15 protein-coding genes are annotated in these 17479 nt (G+C 34.5%); 7 read left to right on the top strand and 8 right to left on the bottom strand.

Annotated features, from left to right (window positions below; translation table 11 throughout):
* The first annotated feature begins 59 nt into the window (after positions 1–59).
* Positions 60–341, top strand: a complete 282-nt coding sequence (locus QWY91_RS02375; protein WP_290231339.1) for an STAS domain-containing protein — start codon at positions 60–62, stop codon at positions 339–341.
* A 556-nt stretch (positions 342–897) separates the two neighbouring features.
* Here QWY91_RS02375 and QWY91_RS02370 read toward each other — a convergent pair.
* Both QWY91_RS02370 and QWY91_RS02365 read right to left on the bottom strand, forming a co-directional pair.
* Entirely contained in the window at positions 898–1407 is a 510-nt protein-coding gene (locus QWY91_RS02370; RefSeq protein ID WP_290231337.1) for a DUF4494 domain-containing protein, read from the bottom strand.
* Positions 1408–1509: 102 nt separating this feature from the next.
* Complete coding sequence (locus tag QWY91_RS02365; protein ID WP_290231335.1) at positions 1510–2109, bottom strand: YkgJ family cysteine cluster protein; 600 nt, start codon at positions 2107–2109, stop codon at positions 1510–1512.
* Positions 2110–2364: 255 nt separating this feature from the next.
* On the opposite strand from QWY91_RS02365, the gene QWY91_RS02360 reads away from it, so the two are divergent.
* Positions 2365–3153, top strand: a complete 789-nt coding sequence (locus tag QWY91_RS02360) for a 3-keto-disaccharide hydrolase (RefSeq protein ID WP_290231333.1) — start codon at positions 2365–2367, stop codon at positions 3151–3153.
* A 269-nt stretch (positions 3154–3422) separates the two neighbouring features.
* Here the strand turns inward: QWY91_RS02360 and QWY91_RS02355 are convergent, their stop codons facing one another.
* A complete protein-coding gene (locus tag QWY91_RS02355) occupies positions 3423–4124 on the bottom strand; it encodes an arylesterase (RefSeq protein WP_290231331.1) in 702 nt (233 codons plus the stop codon).
* 111 nt (positions 4125–4235) lie between these two features.
* Here QWY91_RS02355 and QWY91_RS02350 point away from each other — a divergent pair, with 111 nt between their 5' ends.
* Positions 4236–4922, top strand: a complete 687-nt coding sequence (locus tag QWY91_RS02350; RefSeq protein ID WP_290231329.1) for an ABC transporter ATP-binding protein — start codon at positions 4236–4238, stop codon at positions 4920–4922.
* Entirely contained in the window at positions 4922–7477 is a 2556-nt protein-coding gene (locus tag QWY91_RS02345) for an ABC transporter permease (protein WP_290231327.1), read from the top strand. Before QWY91_RS02350 ends, QWY91_RS02345 begins: the two co-directional genes overlap by 1 nt.
* A gap of 29 nt (positions 7478–7506) precedes the next feature.
* On the opposite strand, the gene QWY91_RS02340 is transcribed toward QWY91_RS02345, so the two are convergent.
* From QWY91_RS02340 to QWY91_RS02325, 4 genes are all read right to left on the bottom strand, one after another.
* A complete protein-coding gene (locus QWY91_RS02340; RefSeq protein WP_290231325.1) occupies positions 7507–8451 on the bottom strand; it encodes a hypothetical protein in 945 nt (314 codons plus the stop codon).
* A 418-nt stretch (positions 8452–8869) separates the two neighbouring features.
* Entirely contained in the window at positions 8870–9802 is a 933-nt protein-coding gene (locus QWY91_RS02335; RefSeq protein WP_290231324.1) for a glycerophosphodiester phosphodiesterase family protein, read from the bottom strand.
* Entirely contained in the window at positions 9802–10740 is a 939-nt protein-coding gene (locus tag QWY91_RS02330; RefSeq protein WP_290231322.1) for an alpha/beta hydrolase, read from the bottom strand. The genes QWY91_RS02335 and QWY91_RS02330 overlap by 1 nt, the downstream gene beginning before the upstream one ends.
* 10 nt (positions 10741–10750) lie before the next feature.
* A complete protein-coding gene (locus QWY91_RS02325; protein ID WP_290231320.1) occupies positions 10751–13264 on the bottom strand; it encodes a TonB-dependent receptor in 2514 nt (837 codons plus the stop codon).
* Positions 13265–13599: 335 nt separating this feature from the next.
* Between QWY91_RS02325 and QWY91_RS02320 the strand changes: the two genes are divergently transcribed.
* The 3 genes from QWY91_RS02320 to QWY91_RS02310 all read left to right on the top strand — a co-directional run bounded on the left by QWY91_RS02320 (position 13600) and on the right by QWY91_RS02310 (position 16318).
* Positions 13600–15867: a serine hydrolase domain-containing protein gene (locus QWY91_RS02320; RefSeq protein WP_290231318.1), complete on the top strand. Its 2268-nt coding sequence runs from the start codon at positions 13600–13602 to the stop codon at positions 15865–15867.
* 113 nt (positions 15868–15980) lie between these two features.
* Positions 15981–16136: a hypothetical protein gene (locus tag QWY91_RS02315; protein WP_290231316.1), complete on the top strand. Its 156-nt coding sequence runs from the start codon at positions 15981–15983 to the stop codon at positions 16134–16136.
* A 2-nt stretch (positions 16137–16138) separates the two neighbouring features.
* Positions 16139–16318 (top strand): hypothetical protein, encoded by a 180-nt coding sequence (locus QWY91_RS02310; protein WP_290231315.1) that lies wholly within the window; start codon positions 16139–16141, stop codon positions 16316–16318.
* On the opposite strand, the gene QWY91_RS02305 is transcribed toward QWY91_RS02310, so the two are convergent.
* Positions 16315–17463: an MFS transporter gene (locus tag QWY91_RS02305; protein ID WP_290231313.1), complete on the bottom strand. Its 1149-nt coding sequence runs from the start codon at positions 17461–17463 to the stop codon at positions 16315–16317. The genes QWY91_RS02310 and QWY91_RS02305 overlap by 4 nt on opposite strands.
* Positions 17464–17479 lie beyond the last annotated feature (16 nt).

Genomic DNA, 17479 nt, shown 5'->3' with positions numbered 1-17479 from the left:
ATTTTCTCTTCACGAAATTGATTTCAGACGTAACTTCAACAAAAATTAAGGTTTCATTTATGAATGTTATTAATGAAATAAAAGCCATCAAAATTTCAGGTATTTTAAATGCCTACACTATAAAAAAAATTGAAAATGAACTGATATCTGGAATAGAAGAAGCTGTAGATCATTTAAAAATAGATATTAATCAGGTTACAGAAATCGATGTAACAGCAGCTTTTACTCTTTATACGCTTAAAGAAAAAGCTAAAGACTTGGGTAAATTAATAAGCATTGAAAAAAATGATTGCATTGCTCTAGAAAAACTAAAAGAATATAAATTAGAAAGATTGTTATAGTTGAGGTTACATTGGTTAGATTAGAACCGGGAGCGGTTAATGACGCATAAGTACCGCTTCCGGAACTTTTACTAAATGTATCGTTTTTGAATTTGGATGTTTTTGTTTTTATTTTTCAAAAGTTGATTAGTCATCAATTGCTATAATCAAGCTGGTGACTGCTTAAATGAAAAAAACCTTGAAATAGATTTTCAAGGTTTTTTGTTTTATATAAAAATGATCTTCAATTTTTCTTATTTCGAGATCTCATCAAAACAATATAGAAGATAATGACTGCAAGTACATCTATTATAGCAACAATTAAAGTTATTTTCTCAATAGTACTCATCTTATAAAATTATGGGCTTCAAAATTACTTATAAAACATAAAATCTGAACTAATATTTTATAAATTGATCAAAAAAACTCTATTTGTTAATCAATTTACTATTTAATTTCGATTTACTTTTATATATCGCCGGTATTCGTTTTCTCCAATTGCCTATAATATTTGAATAAAAAAAAACCTTTCAGCAATAAACTGAAAGGTCAAATTTTCATTTTCGCAACAAAGGACTTACTCCACCTCCTGTGATTCTTCTTTTAACGTTTCGACGCTATCCATCATATTAAACTTCTCTAGTTGTTCTTCTTCACCAGTAAAATATGGAAAAACATCTAAGATTGGTGATTCTGTAATTGCTGGGATGCTATAATCGCCCATGGTTTCTTCCATAGCTTTGGTCGTATTCTCAAAAGCCTCCTTTACATCATTTGCCTGAACTAAAAGATAGATATTCGACTTTTTCTCTTTCCCACTTTCTTCATCAAGGGCTATCAACGAAACTTTAGACTTAAACCAACGATCTGAATTATCGAAAGGGTGCACTTCAGCAAAGTTGGCTACTTTAATATTCATAATCTTGAAATCTTCACTAGTAAGCTTTTGCATTTCTTCGGTGATTCTCGATTCGGCTTCAGTGAAAGAAACTGCATCCAATAAGTAAACTTCAGAAACTACTTTTTGCTCTCCTGTATCATGTGTTTTTCTGTATTTCACCTTACACTCGTACCAAATAACGCTCATATTTTAAATTTTAGGAGCGCAAAAATAAAATTTCCCGCATTATACCGAAGCAATCTCTCCAATAGATATCCACAAGTTATAGATTAGAAATCGCAATTTTAGCTAGGCTACTCGTTTCCAGTTTTTTGGAACCGGTCGATAAGAATAATATTGCAAAACTTCTTCTAAAGCTATTTTCAATGCTTTATTTATAGGAAGAATTTTTCTACCCATTCCAAAATCAATTTGTGCCAGACGTAAATAATAATCACTAAAAACAGGAACCGATAGTCCGTTATTTATGGATACAGCAGCTGTGCTAAAATTTTCAGATTGTTTCAATAGCTTGCAGCTTATAAGCTGAAGTTTATTGTTTTTAGCTCTCTGTGCCGCATAACCAAATAATCTACAAACAAGTCCGCGGTGCGCGTATGCAGTACAACGGCCTGTACTATTCTCTAAACTCAGCATTTTATAATTGTGGCAAATTTCTACCGATGTATTACTTAGCGCCTCTAATGTGTCTTCAGTTTTGCCGTCGAGGAAGCACTGTAAGGCCCATGGTAAAAATTCTAAAGGGGATGCCTGGATACCCGGTTTTTCACAGCATTTACCGCATCCGGCACCGCAGCTAAAACCAGCCTGAGCTTGAAAAGTATTAAGCTCTTCTGAAAGGGTTTCGAATAAACTTTCGACTGCCCTTACTTTTTCTTCTAATTTCATTTATAGAGCGAAATTAGCTTAAATAAGAATGCAAAGATCAAATGATATTGCTCGGCATGTTAAAGTTTCAAATTATTAATATCGACTATTTTTTGAGGAAGAGGACACTTTTATTTTATGCTGAAATGGCTCAAAGCGAAAACTTATAGCTGAATTCAGATTGCTTTTATAAGGCTTTCAAGTCTTAAGGCTATTTAATTCTATAAATGAAGCATATTTTTTATATTACATCACCATTGTAATTAAAACTTTTTAATGATGAAGATCTTGAGGCTTATCTATTTATTTTTAGGAATATGCTGTATTAATTATTCCTGTTTGGCACAAGTCGAAGCGCCTACTACTCCACCCGAAGAATCTCCAATGCCAATGAAGCCGGAGATGACAGAAATTTGGGAGCCACAAGTTGAAAAAATTACTCCGGGTAAAAAACCCGGCGATGCACCTTCTGATGCTATTATTCTTTTTGAAGGTGATCATCTAGATCAATGGGTTAGCCAAAACGATTCGACTAAAACAGTACCATGGGCAATTAAAGACGGCTATTTTGAAGTTGTTCCCGGAACCGGAGGTATTCAAACAAAAATGAAATTTGGTGATTTACAGATCCATATTGAATGGAGTGCGCCAGATAAGGTCGAAAACTCAGGACAAGGTCGCGGAAATAGCGGTTTATTTCTTCAGAATAGATATGAGTTGCAAATTTTGGATTCCTACAATAACAGATCATATAGTAACGGACAAGCAGCTAGTATTTATAAAGATACTCCACCATTAGTAAACGCTATGCGTTCGCCAGATCAATGGAATGTATATGATGTGATTTACACGGCACCACGTTTTAGAAACGGAAAATTAGATCAAAAAGCAAGAATTACGGTACTCCATAATGGCGTTGTGGTACAGAATAACACTACCATCCAGGGGCTAACTTATTATATTGGTTTACATAATTACCCTGAAGCTCATGGCGAAGATGTTATCGCGCTACAAGATCACGGAACAAAAGTACAATTTAGGAATATTTGGGTGAGAAGACTTTGATTTTATAGATCGCTGCGTTTTCAGAAGTTAGAAATTAGACCGCTTCGCTGTTAGATGTTAGATGTTAGATGTTAGATGTTAGATGTTAGATGTTAGAAAAATAGCTTCTAAGAAGTTAGGAATACTGGATTAAAATGTTGAGTTTTTAATGCTGAATATTGAATTGACTAAATGTTAGACATTTGCAATACTCTCCATATTGACTGCTATAACAAAGACCTCAGCTATAAACAACAACTTTATATCGGTAATTGCTAATTGTTTACTGTTTATTGAACATCGTCCTTCAACACTTCCCAAACAGTATTCGCTAGAATATGTTGTCCTTCCGCAGTAGGATGGATTCCGTCTTGCTGATTCAAATCTGGATCTCCGGCTACGCCTTCTAATAAAAAAGGAATCAATTCTAAATCGTATTTTTGGGCTAAATCTGGGTATATTTCTTTAAATGTCGATGTATATTCTTCGCCCATATTGGGTGGAATTTGCATTCCGGCTAAAATAATTTTCACCTCAGGATTTTTTGCTTTAGCCTCTTCAATAATTTTTTTAAGATTAGTACGGGTTTCCTCTAACGAGACACCGCGCAAACCATCATTAGCTCCAAGTTCTAAAACCATTATGGATACATTTTGCTTAAATACCCAATCTAATCGATTTAATCCGCTGGCTGTAGTTTCGCCACTTAATCCGGCGTTTACCACGTCATAATTCAAATCTAACGAATCTATTTTTTGCTGAATTAATGCAGGATAAGCTTCAGCCGTATCTAAGCCTAAACCAGCAGTAAGACTTGTTCCAAAAAACAAAATTATAGGAGCTTCTTCAGATTTATTTCCTTCCGAAGTTTTTGCTTCCGTAGAAATTTCTTCCGAAGACGAAGCCGAATCACTTTCACTATTCTTACAAGAATTGAGAAAAATAAGGCTAAAAGCGGCTAATATCAGGATGCTAAGATTGGTTATTTTCATGTTCAATTTTTTCAAAAAAGAAATTTAAACAAGTTTAAGTGATAAATTTCAAAAGGTCTTAAAATCATTTCTTAATTTGTATGCTGAAAGCAAAAAGCCCCACAACATCTAATGGCAAAGATATTAAACGTTACTCATCTAGAGAAAAGCTACGATAGCGGAAGTAAAAAACTGCAAATTTTATACGATATTAATTTTGAAGTTGAAGCTAAAGAAAGTTTCGCCATTGTGGGTCCTTCCGGAAGTGGGAAAACAACTTTACTGGGCCTTTGCGCCGGTTTAGACCGAATTGATAATGGTGATATTGAATTATGCGGAACAAAATTAAGCAGCCTTTCTGAAGATGAATTAGCTTTGCTTAGAAACCAAAAAGTAGGCTTTGTTTTTCAGAATTTTCAGTTATTACCTACACTTACTGCGCTAGAAAATGTGGCGGTTCCACTAGAATTACAAGGGAATAAAAAAGCTACTGAAAAAGCGAAAAGCTTTCTAAAAAAAGTAGGTTTAGATCATAGAATGCATCATTATCCTTCTCAACTTTCTGGTGGCGAGCAACAGCGGGTGGCTTTAGCCAGAGCCTTTTCTAACGATCCCGAAATTCTTTTTGCAGATGAACCTACCGGAAATCTGGATGCCGAAACCGGAGAAAAAGTGATTAAACTTCTGTTTGAATTAAATGCCGAATTGGGAACCACTTTAGTGATTGTTACCCACGATATGGAACTGGCTAAAATGACACAGCATATTTTAGAAATTAAGGGAGGAAAAATAGTTTCTGATCAAAAAACCGGAATTTAATGCAGAATTTTTCAACCCAAAAACCGGGATTTTCGTGGTTATTAAAAATGGCCTGGAGAGATGGCAAAGCTAGTAAACGCAAACTATTTTTGTTTATGGCTTCTATCGTTTTGGGAATCGCAGCGGTAGTTTCTATACAATCTTTTGGCGAAAACCTACAGGATAATATTGCGCTGCAATCTAAAGCTTTAATGGGTGCCGATTTCACTATAGATATGAATCATCCGCCAAACGAACGGGTAACTGAAATCATGGACTCTCTGGGAATTGATGCTCAAGAAATAAGCTTTGCTTCGATGGCAGCTTTTCCAAATAACACCGGCACAAAATTCGTTAGCGTTCGCGGGATTCAAGGTAATTATCCCTTTTATGGAAAACTGGAAACCCAACCACAATCTGCTGCTGAAAAGTATCAAGATCAAAATGCTGCTTTAGTCGATGCTACGGTAATGCTGCAGTTAAATTTATCTGTTGGCGATAGTATTAAAATTGGGGAAATTACGCTGCCTATTTTAGGCGAACTTAAAGAAGCTCCCGGCAGTTCTTCGCTTTTTGGTGCGATTGCTCCTCCTGTGATTATTCCGTTTGAGTATATTGAGAAAAGTGGACTCATACAAACGGGAAGTAGAATTGATTACGAGTATTATTTTAAAGCCGATAAAATCACTAATCTTACAGTTTTAGAAGAAAAAATAGGACCGCAATTAGATAAAGAGGAGGCCGATCTAGATACGCATTTATCCACAAGCGAACGCTTAGGAAAACGTTACAAAAATTTTGGTAAGTTTCTAAATCTAGTGGCGTTTATCGCCCTGCTTTTAGGTTGCGTGGGTATTGCCAGTGCAATAAATATTTATATTAAAGAAAAACTAACTTCGGTAGCGGTTTTAAAATGTTTGGGTGCTTCCCGAAAACAAAGCTTTTTAATTTATTTGATTCAGGTTGCTTTTATCGGACTTTTAAGCGGAATTATAGGGAGTATTCTCGGTGTGATCTTACAATATGCATTCCCTTATATTCTGGAAGGTTTATTACCGATAGAAATCGCTTTATCTATTTCGCTACGAGTAATTTTAGCCGGAATTGTTTTGGGTATTTTAATGTCGGTTTTATTCGCATTATATCCGCTAGTTGGCACGTTATATGTCTCCCCACTTCAGGTTTTACGTGTACAAGAAAATTCGAATTCAAAATCAAGAAAAGCGCTTATTGGAATTTCAATGCTAATCGTGTTATTCTTGTTTTTATTCTCTTTCTGGCTGCTTAAGGATTGGAAATATTCGCTCTCATTTATTGGTGGAGTTCTGGTGACTTTTGCCATTTTAGCCGGTATTGCACAACTATTTATTAATGCAATTCGGAAGTTTTTCCCAGATTCCTGGAGTTTTGTTTCACGGCAATCCTTGCGAAATTTGTTCCGGCCTCAAAACCAAACCCTGATTTTAATTTTAGCAATTGGGATTGGCACTTTTCTTATTAGCACCTTATATTTTACTAAAGACCTTCTTTTAGCACAAGCTACTTTGGATAATACCAATACAAGCGCCAATATGATATTGCTGGATGTACAAAGCAATCAGACAAAGGATATTGCTGAAACTATTAAAAATCAAGATTTGCCGGTTTTAGAAGCGATTCCGATTGTGACGATGCGCGTACAGAATTTAAACGGAAAATCGGTAAATGAAATTCGGGAAGATTCCACTTCAACCATTAATCGTTGGATTTTAAGTCATGAATTTAGAGTGACTTATCGCGATTCTTTAATTGCTTCGGAAAGTATTGAAGGTGGCGAATGGATTCCTGATGTAAAAAACACTGCAACTACTGAAGCTATTCCGATTTCAGTAAGTACTAATTTCGCAGAAGATGCGCAGGTTGAAGTTGGCGACCTTGTGACTTTTAATGTGCAAGGCGTATTAATGAAAACTAAAATTGCCAGTACTCGATTAGTTGATTGGGGACGTATGCAAACCAATTTTTCTATCGTTTTCCCAAATGGCGTTTTAGAGCAAGCACCACAATTTCATGTAATGACCACGCAGGTTCCCGACGCTAAAAAATCTGCCGAAATTCAGCAAATATTAGTAAAAAAGTATCCAAATGTATCGATTTTGGATTTACGACAGGTTCTTGGAGTTATAGAAGGCTTACTGAATAAAATAAGTTGGATTATTAATTTTATGGCATTCTTTAGTATTCTCACGGGAATTATTGTGTTGCTAGGTGCGGTAAGAACCAGTAAATATCAGCGAATTAAAGAAAGTGTGCTGCTAAGAACTATTGGTGCAAAAAGTAACCAAATACTTAAAATTGCAGCCTTAGAATATATTTATTTAGGCGTTTTAGGTAGTTTAAGCGGGATCTTGTTATCGCTAATCAGCAGTTTATTATTAGCCTGGTTGGCTTTTGAAACCACTTTTATTCCATCCTGGATTCCGTTTGGAGTTTTATTCCCGGGAATCACAGTACTGGTTTTAATTATTGGTTTGGCAAATAGCCGAAGTGTCATAAAAAACCCGCCGTTACAGGTGTTACGACGGGAAAGTGTTTAAACCGAAATATGCTTAAAATGAATTGCTTTTTATTCTAAACGTTTTGTTGAATAATTTCCGGTAGGAGCGGTTTCTATCCACTTGCCTTCAATTACTTTTTCCTCATTTGTTCTATTATTCGTTAAATGTAATTGATAAGAAACCTGACGTTTACGGAATTCTATTTCAGTTAAAAATAGCGATTCACCAGCCGGAATTTCCAAAGTTTCCATGGTATCGAAAGCGTGGGGTTTTGGGGTTACCTCAGAAGTATAAATATTCTTTTCTCCATTAAAATAAATTTCACCTTCATAGATACTTGTAGGTACTTCTACCCTAATCGAATCATTTTTCAACCAAATAAAAGCATCATTTTCTTCACTTAAAAATTGAGTATTTCGTTGAATATCGATTCCTCCAAAAGGCGAAAATGATATGCTTTGAGGATTAAGAATATCAAATTTTCGTCTCATCCCATTTCTGAAAAATAATGAATCGCCATCTTCTTGCTGAAGATAATATTCAATTTTATTAAATGTATAACCTTGAGATACTTTTTGATGTACGCTGATTTCTTTTGTTTCCTCGTCAGAAGTTAAAACTAAAGCAAAATCAAAGTCTTGATTTCTACTATTTTCATTTAAATGAATTTTTAGTAAAGTAGGCGTTGATCGAGTAATTGTAAAACCACGATCGGGCCAATTCAACATTATTTTTCCCTGATTTTCCAGCGATAAAACTGTATTTTCTCTTAGGATAGATCCATCTTCCGCATAAATATCTCCATGCATGTTAACATCCCCTTTTTTATTAATAACTTCTGAAATATACCATTCAGCTTGTTTAAATGATACTTCGGCATCGCCTCCTTCTGCTTCCATTTCAATTGAAGTTTTGGAGGGCTGGATTTGTGAAATTTCATTATCATCGTCGCTGCTACAGGAAAATAAGAGAAAACTAAATAGAAAAGTAAGTACTGGTAAACGATTTTGCATGATTGAAATGGAATTTAAAATACAATACTAGAGTATTGAAGTTGATGAATTTTTTATCAGAATGAAAATATTCAAGATATAAATATAACGTTTGAATATAAAAATTATTCTCTAATTCTGTTTTTTCCCGCTTCGATTGGAAAAATCGATAATCTTTAAGCTGAACATTACATTTGTCGTCATCCTTCGCTTGATGCGAGGTCTCTTAATGTTTAGGATTCAAAACCTTTAAGCTAAAATCGAGAGGTTCTTTTTTGAAGAAATTAATAGAAATATGCACAATTTGAATATTTCAGAATTAAATAAAACCTGAGGAGAATGAGATCTTGAAACGAATTGGAGTAAGGAAAAAGAAGATCATAAAAAACCTCTTACTTCAACTGAAATAAGAGGTTTTGATCTATATTTTTTTAAATATTTACGAGCGAAACGGCAAAGCTCGATTAGGATAATCGGTGATTATTCCGTCTACCTTCCATTCTAAAAGCTGCTTCATTGCAGTGGTATCATTCACTGTCCACGGAATTACTTTCATGTCTTGTTGGTGTAAAGAATCTACACTTGCTTCAGAAAGCATATTGTAATCCGGACTGTAAACCGCCGGAACAAAACCTAATTTCTCCATATTCTTATCGATTCCATCTTGATATACCAATGCAGAAAGTCTATATTCCGGATGCGCTTTATGTAAATACTGAAGAATTCTAAAATCGAAACTCTGTAATACAATTCGCTCTTTTGGAATTCCTGAATCTTCGATAGTTTTAATCACTAATTCTGAAAACTCTTTAGGCTCCGGATGGTAGATATTATCGGCACGCGGATCACTCTTTAATTCGATATTGTAAGAAAAATCGCCTGTTTTTTCAGACTTGTAATTTTCAGCCATGTTGAAAACATCTTTTAACAATGGCTTGGTAACGTGTTGCTTTTTCTGCTCTGGAAATTTAGGATTTCCAATACTTCCGCAGTCATATTTTTGAACCTCAGCATACGTATGTTGGTAAATATTAAGGCTCATCGAATCTTTCTCTTTGATAGGTTGCCCAACAGAATCTAAACAAAAGTCACGGTTAAACCACAAATCGTGAGAAACCAACACCTTTTTGTCTTTTGTAGTTACCACATCCATCTCGAGTGTATTTACATCAAGATCTAAGGCTTTTTTAAAAGCAGGAATTGAATTTTCTGGCATTAAACCTCTAGTTCCTCTATGTCCTTCTAGATCGAAAGCATACGTTTTCTCCGAGCTATTTTCAGAAGTAGTTTCTGATGTTGTCGTTTCTTCAGCGGACTTATTCTTGCAAGAAAAAGCGGCTATCGCTAAGGCTATTAATAGTGTTTTCTTCATTATTTAATTTTTTCAGTAATAAATTCTACGCTTTCTTTATATACATTTTCCCAATCGTTAGAACGTAAATCTGAAGCAATCACATGGTTTCCTGCTTCCGGAAAAGCTACTTTTTCTTTTTTTGCATCAGGCGTTCCTAATTCAGCATACATCTTTAACATCGCCGGAACAGAAACGACCTGATCTTGCTCTTCTTCATTTTTATAATAATAACCTAAAAATACCGGGCAAGTAACTTTGCTAAAGGTTTCTGGTTTCATATTCTGCTGAAGCATCTTAATTAAGCCTATATAACCATTTACATGATAATCTGTAGACCAGTATTTTGCTTCTTCTGCAGGACGATCTTGATATTGCACTTCTCCCCCTATCTGGTTGATAAAAAATTCTTTACCACCAGGTTGAGTTATCGCTGCCATTGCCGGATTTTTTAATCCGATAAAAGGGGAATACATAATAACTCCTGCCAAATCTTTTTCTTCTGAAGCTAAAATTAAACTTAACGTACCGCCGGTTGAAGTACTTACTAAAAGTACTTTCTCTCCTATTTTTTTACCAATAGCTAAAGCTTCTTGAGCTGAAGCGATATAGTTCTCTGGGGTTAAGGATTTGAAGGCATCTTTAGAATCAATACCGTGTGACTGTAATCTGGACATATACACATTCCACCCAAATTTTTCAGCCAACTTAGAAACTACTGGTTCGCCTTCTCGGCTACTTGCACCAAAACCGTGTAAATAAACAATAGCTATTGGCGTTTTTTGATACTTATTTTCCCAAATAATATGGGCTTCATTATCAGGCTTTAAATCTTCTATTTTACTCTCTTGAGTAGCGATATACTTGTCTAATTTATTCAAAGAAATATCTTCTAACTGCTGTGCAAATAAAGGTGCTAAATTCAGCAATAGAATTCCTATAAAGAAATACTTTTTCATTTTTATAAAATTAAAATTTAACAGAAGCCTGTACGCCGTAAAAACGTGGTGCTCCTGCAATAAATGTTGGGATACCAAAACCTCCTCCGGTGTTACCACCATCAATCACATATTCTTCATCTAACACATTATTCATAAAAAAGTTTACTTCGTACTTTTTATTGATGATTGTTCCTACTTTAAAGTTTAGCAAACCATAAGCATCTTGAGAAACTCCCGGTTTGTTCGTTTCTTCAAAAAACACTTTTGACTTATAACTGTAGGAAGGACGTATGTATAGATCTAATGATTTTGTAATTGAAGGCTGATAATTAACACCGAGTGAGAATGAATGTTTAGGTGTTAAACGAAAAGTATTCCCTGCCAATTCTTGCTCATTTCCGTTTTCATCTTCATCATCAAAACTAGCATCAATATAACTGTAGTTCGCAAAGAAGTTACTATTTCTAGCAAAAGCATATTGAAAAGCTGTTTCAAAACCATAAGAGGTTGCACTACCACTATCATCTGGATTGGTATTAATACCAGTTTCAGGATCGAAAGTTGTAATTGAAGTTTGGAAGTGGCGGTACTTGTAAGTATACGCATTTACATCAAACTGTAAACGGTTATTCAAAAATAATGATTTCGCTCCAACCTCGTAAGACCAAACACTTTCTGCAGCTAAGGTATTTGATCCTGTTTCATCTATATTGATAACGTTAGGACGTCTACCTCTTGCAATGTTTCCGAATAAAGACAATCGCTTAGAGGCTTCAAAATTAACAGCAAATCTACCTACTGTGGACAAGAAATTTTCACTAGCTTCTAATCTTCCGTTTGTTGGTGCAAAAAGATTATTAGGATAGGTACTAAGTAAAGCTCCTATAAAACTTGGGGTTTCTGCATCTTCTACTTCGTAGCCTGCGTTTATATTTTCCCAAGTTCCACGTAAACCTAAAGTTAAAGAAAGGCTAGGAATTACCGAATACGAAACATCAGCAAAAATATCTCCTGAATAGTTTTTACCATAATTGGTATACGATTCGCTATTTGCTCCGTTTAAAGGTGCTCCAGCTGCATCACCAAACGTACTGGGATCGTTTGGAATATTTGGGAAATATTGAGGTACGCCATCTACCATAAATAAATCTTGATTACCGCTTAAATAACTTAAAATTAATGCACCATAACTTTGTTCGTTGGTAATAAGTGGAGCTGCTTGTGATCCATCTTCAAATAAAAAGTTTCCACCAAAAAATCCGTGAAGTTTATCATCTGCACTAAAGTTGAAACGAACCTCTTGGCTAAATTGTTTTCCCTTTGCTATTTCATGGAAAAATAACGCAGGTGCTGCAGTACCATCAGCATCGAAAGCTTCATCAGAATCAAACTCACGATAAGCTGTAATCGAAGTGAAATCCCAATTTTCATTAATATGATGCTTTAAGTTTGCTGTAATGTCGTAAACAGTACGATCTAAACCTAATTCATTTCCTCGTTCTAAATCTGCAAAATTAGATGGATTTGTATCTCCACCTACCGGCGCATAAGTTCCGCTTTTAAAAGCCGTTCCCGGAGGAGTGTCGTGTTGCCAGTTGGCAATTACATCAAGTGTGGTATTCATCCCGATCATATATTTTAACGATCCTCTAAAAGCTAAAGTCTCTTTTCCGTTTAGATCACCTCCAGAAAGATTATCGATAAATCCATCTCGTTTACTATAAATTCCTGCTAGTCTTACAAATAATTTATCTTTAACTAGTGGAGTATTTACGTAACCTGTAGTTCTAAACTGATTAAAATTACCATAACCTAAAGTTAGCTTACCAGAATTTTCATTTTTTGCAGTATTGTTTATGATATGCATGGCACCAATTTCGGCACCTCTACCAAACAAAGTTCCCTGTGGTCCTTTTAATACTTCTACTCTATCAATATCATAAAGCTCTACGACAGATCCTCTAGATTTACTAATAGATACACCATTTTGAAAAACCGATACTCTAGGTTCTACTCTAGAATCTCCGTTATCACTAGTAATTCCTCTAATTACAATCCCTGGGTTATTCGCACTTTGCAATTGAATTTGTAATCCCGGAACAAATTCTGAAAGCTGATCGAATTCCTGTATATTCTGTTTTTGTAAAAATTCGTTTCCATAAGAAGTAATTGCGATAGGAACATCTTTATTTTTCTGCTCTCTTTTTTGTGCGGTTACAACTAAACCTTCAAGTTCGAAAGCCGACTCTTCTAATTTAAAATTAAGAGTAGTATTGTTATTTAACGTCACTTTTTTAGTCAGCGTACGATATCCTATAAAAGAAACCTTTATCGTATAATTTCCTGCGGCTATAGCTTGAATTTGATAATCTCCTGAATAATCTGATGTTGTTCCTTTTGAAATTTTAGGAATAGTAATATTAGCTCCTGTAATAGGGTCGCCGCCTTCTGTAGTTATTTTCCCCTGAAGTTTTACACCATTTTGGGCATAACTAATACAACAGAAAAAAAGGAATACACATAAAGAATAAAAATTTCGCATAAATTAATTTGGGTTTGTGTTTTTACGGCACAAAATTACCGTACACCCCATTATGCCTGGATTTCCTTAAATTGAATTATATATTATTATAATACCAGCTATGTAAATTTTGTATTATTCAATAACCGTATATCCATTTACAAACGTTTATAAAATTTACGATAATTTAAGCTTCATCTAAAAATTTAAATACAAGGACTAATTGTATAAGCTTAACCAAGCAAACCAACAGAAAAAAGATTACTATATTTAAAAAAGATTTCTTGTAACCTTTAAGAATAAAAAATCGTCAAATTAGAAAATAGAATTTTACCATCAACCAAAATCATCAATCCATGACTAAAACCAACATCTTTACTATTTTTTTAATAATGCTGAATGCTGTGCAACTCTGCGCTCAGGATCAAAAACTTCAGCTAAACGAGCCAATTTCGGAAGAACTAAAAACTTCAGAAAGTACTAAATCCTATCAAATCGCTTTAGATTCCGCCTACTTTGTTTATGGAAAATTAGAACAAAAAACCGTGGACGGCGTAGTAAAACTATATTCTCCGGAAAATAAATTCATTGAAGAATTTGATAAAGACGCTAAAGGACCTGACTTCTTTATGTTTAAAACCAAAGAAAAGGGCAATTACCGACTTGAAGTAGTGCCCTTTAAGAAAGATTCTGGCACATATACCATAGAAATTTTAAAATTAGAACCTGTTGCCAAAACTCCAGAGGGAAAAGTCGATCAGTTATTAATTGGTTATACCGGAAATGTTCCCGGCGCTGAAGTTTTAGTCTTAAAAGAAGGAAAAACACTTTTAGAAAAAGCGTATGGAATGGCTAATCTTAGCTATAATATTCCGTTTAAAACTACTACTCCCACTAATATTGGTTCTACCTCTAAGCAATTTACGGCAATGGCGATTATGTTATTGCAGCAACAAGGTAAACTTAAGCTCGATGATGATGTACGAAAGTATTTTCCTGAATTACCCGAATTCGATCAAAAAGTAACTTTACGAAATCTATTAACCCATACTAATGGATATCGAGAATATTTAAACCTGTTTAGTCTTACGGGTAGCGATCTTACACTTCCTATCAGTGAAGAACAAATTATAAGAAGTATTCAAAATCAATCTGAATTACAAAACGAGCCGGGAACAAAATTCAATTATAATAATACTGCTTTTGTATTACTCAGTTTGGTGGTCGAGCGTGTTACCGATACTCCATTCCCAGAATGGATGAAAAAGAACGTTTTTGAACCTATTAATATGAACGACACGCAAGTTCGATGTGCTAACGACGAAATTATTCCGAATCGTGCCGCTGGTTACAAAATTGGTGATAACGGAATATATGTAGAAGTAGAAGATTTGCAGTACTCTCGGGGAGCAGGCGGAATTTATACAACCCTGCCAGATTTTAAAAAATGGATTAAAAACTTCAAATCTCATCAATTAGGCGGTAAAGAAATTTATGACGCCATGACAACATCATTTGTTCTGAAAGACGGCGATTCTACTCATTATGGATTAGGTCTTTTTATTGAAAGTTATAAAGACAAAATCATGATACACCACGCCGGTGCTGATGCAGCCCATCGATCGATGCTTATGTATTTTCCTGAATTTGATGGCGCAATAATTACGCAAAGTAACAACGCCGCTTTCAATAGTAATTCTATGGCTAAAAAAATCGCTAGTATTTACTTTAAAGAGGATTTTGAAAATACTCCAACTAACGAAATTGGCGATTACAATCTTAAGAAATTCGATAAATTAACCGGGGAATACGCATTAGACGAATCGCCAAACTTTATTCTTTATTTTATGAAAGATGGAAATCGAATTTATACCCAAGCTTCAGGACAGCCAGAAATAGATCTTATTGCAGAATCTGATTCCATTTTTAAAATTGCAGGAGTAGATGCCCGAGTTAAATTTCATCTAAATGAAGACGGAACAGCAGATCATTTAACTTTGATGCAAAACGGCAATCATACCGCAACTAAAATAGCCTCAAATAATCCAGAAGATGAAGAATTTGTTTACGATATAACCAAATTCGATAAACTACTTGGAAAATATGCTTTAGAGGAATCTAAAGCCTTTATTCTAGATTTTATGAGAGACGAAGATCGCATCTATACACAAGCTACCGGGCAACCAGAAATAGATCTTATTGCAGAATCTGATTCGTTATTTAAAATAAAAGGAGTAAATGCTAAGGTTAAATTTCATTTAAACAAAAATGGCACTGCAGATTCTTTAACTTTAATTCAGAATGGAATGCATAAAGCACAAAAAATAAAGATTTCAGAAAATATCGATCTTAAGGATTTTACTGGAAGTTTTTATAGTGCAGAAGTTGAAACGGTATATCATATTCATTTAAAAGATGAAAAATTAGAAATTTCAAGTTTTCTTTTTCCTGAAAACATTAAAATTGAATATACTACAGAAGATACATTTTCTGGCGGATATCCTATTGAATTATTAAAGTTCCTACGGAATACTGACAATGAAATTATAGGTTTTGAAATAGACAACGGAAGAACAAGTGGTGTAAAATTCGCTAAAATGAATAAAGATTTTTTAATCGAATAAACTGAATAATTCAGCGATTTTCACCAAAAACTATAAAAAGGGGGATATTCCCCCTTTTCCATTCTTAAATTTATCTTAAATTCACACTTCTAATTAAACAATCAAATCTATTCATGAAAAAGATTTCTGGTAGAGATATAAAATTCGCATTAGCTGGATTTTTATGCTATTTCGCACTAAATGTAGTTTTAGATTTTAAGGAAAATAAAACCGCATTTGTAGAAGGTTATAGCAGTGGTAAAGATTATTTTATGGATCATAAAAAATAAAAATGAAAGCTTTTTTAAAGAATAATAAATCCATTCTTTACTTGGGCATTTTGCTTCTGTTGTATCTACTTCTTATATTTTCAAATTTTCAGGATGTTAAGCGGAAAAGCTTTTTACACGACGATATTTCTAATCAACCTGCAAAAGAGAAAATAGAAAACGAAGTTGCCATTCAGCATTAATTATTTTCCAAATTTGATTGTCTTTTAAAAAACCGTCTAGAAATAGGCAATATCATTAATCCCGCTAAAAGAAATAATAAAAATGCTACTTTCAATCCTAATAATTCTGCTAGATATCCTACTAGCGGTGGTCCCAATAACATTCCAGTAACGCTGTAAGTTGTCACGATCGAGATTGCCATGCCGGGACTATATTTTGGAGATTCTCCAGCCAATCCCATCGTCATAGGCATTACTGCTGCGATACCTAAACCTACAATACTAAAACCTATTAAGGCAGGCCAAAAGTACGGAAATAAGACCACGGTTAGAACACCGCAAACTACCATGGTAGAACTAATAATATAGGTTTTTGGCATTCCTATTTTTTCTATAATCAAATCGGAACAAAAACGCGAAATCGCCATAAATACCATAAAAGTAAGGTAGCCTAAAGTAAAAATTTCTTCGCCTACTACTTCTTTAAAATAAACACCGCTCCAATCAAACATTCCGCCTTCGCATAAAGATGCACAGAAAACCATTAGGCCCAATATAAAAATATAGCCATCAGGTTTACCCAATTTAAGTTTACTACCGCCTGTTGTTTTGTCTCCCTGCAATAAAAAGCTAAAACTGCTTCCTATACACACTAAACTGATTACCGCAACAATACTTAAATGTATAGGCATATCTACCGCATATTTTACCATGATGGTAGATAATGCCACTCCTACAATCCCTCCGCAGCTCCAGGCGGCATGAAAGGAACCTATGATCTTACGCAAATAAGATTTTTGCAGGCTTATAGATTGAGTATTCATAGAAATATTCATAATTCGCATCGCAAATGCAAAAAAGAACATACAAACCATCAACGTATAAATATTAGTAGACCAACCAATTCCCGATAAGGCCAATGAAATAAGAACGATCCCGGCAAAAAGCGGACTTCTACTATCAAACTTAGAAACTAACCAACCAGAAATTGGTAACCCTATAATATTACCAAACGGCATTACCAAAAGTAAACTCCCTAGCTGAGCTTCACTAAGATCGTACATTTCTTTGATCGACGGAATTCGCGATGCCCAGGTAGAAAATGAAATTCCACTGATAAAAAAACATATACTTAATGCGATGCGCTGTTTGTGTTTTATTTCCATGCTTCTATTAAAAAAC

This window comes from Zunongwangia endophytica (assembly GCF_030409505.1).
Lineage (GTDB): Bacteria > Bacteroidota > Bacteroidia > Flavobacteriales > Flavobacteriaceae > Zunongwangia > Zunongwangia endophytica.
This window is presented reverse-complemented; position numbering and strand designations above follow the sequence as displayed.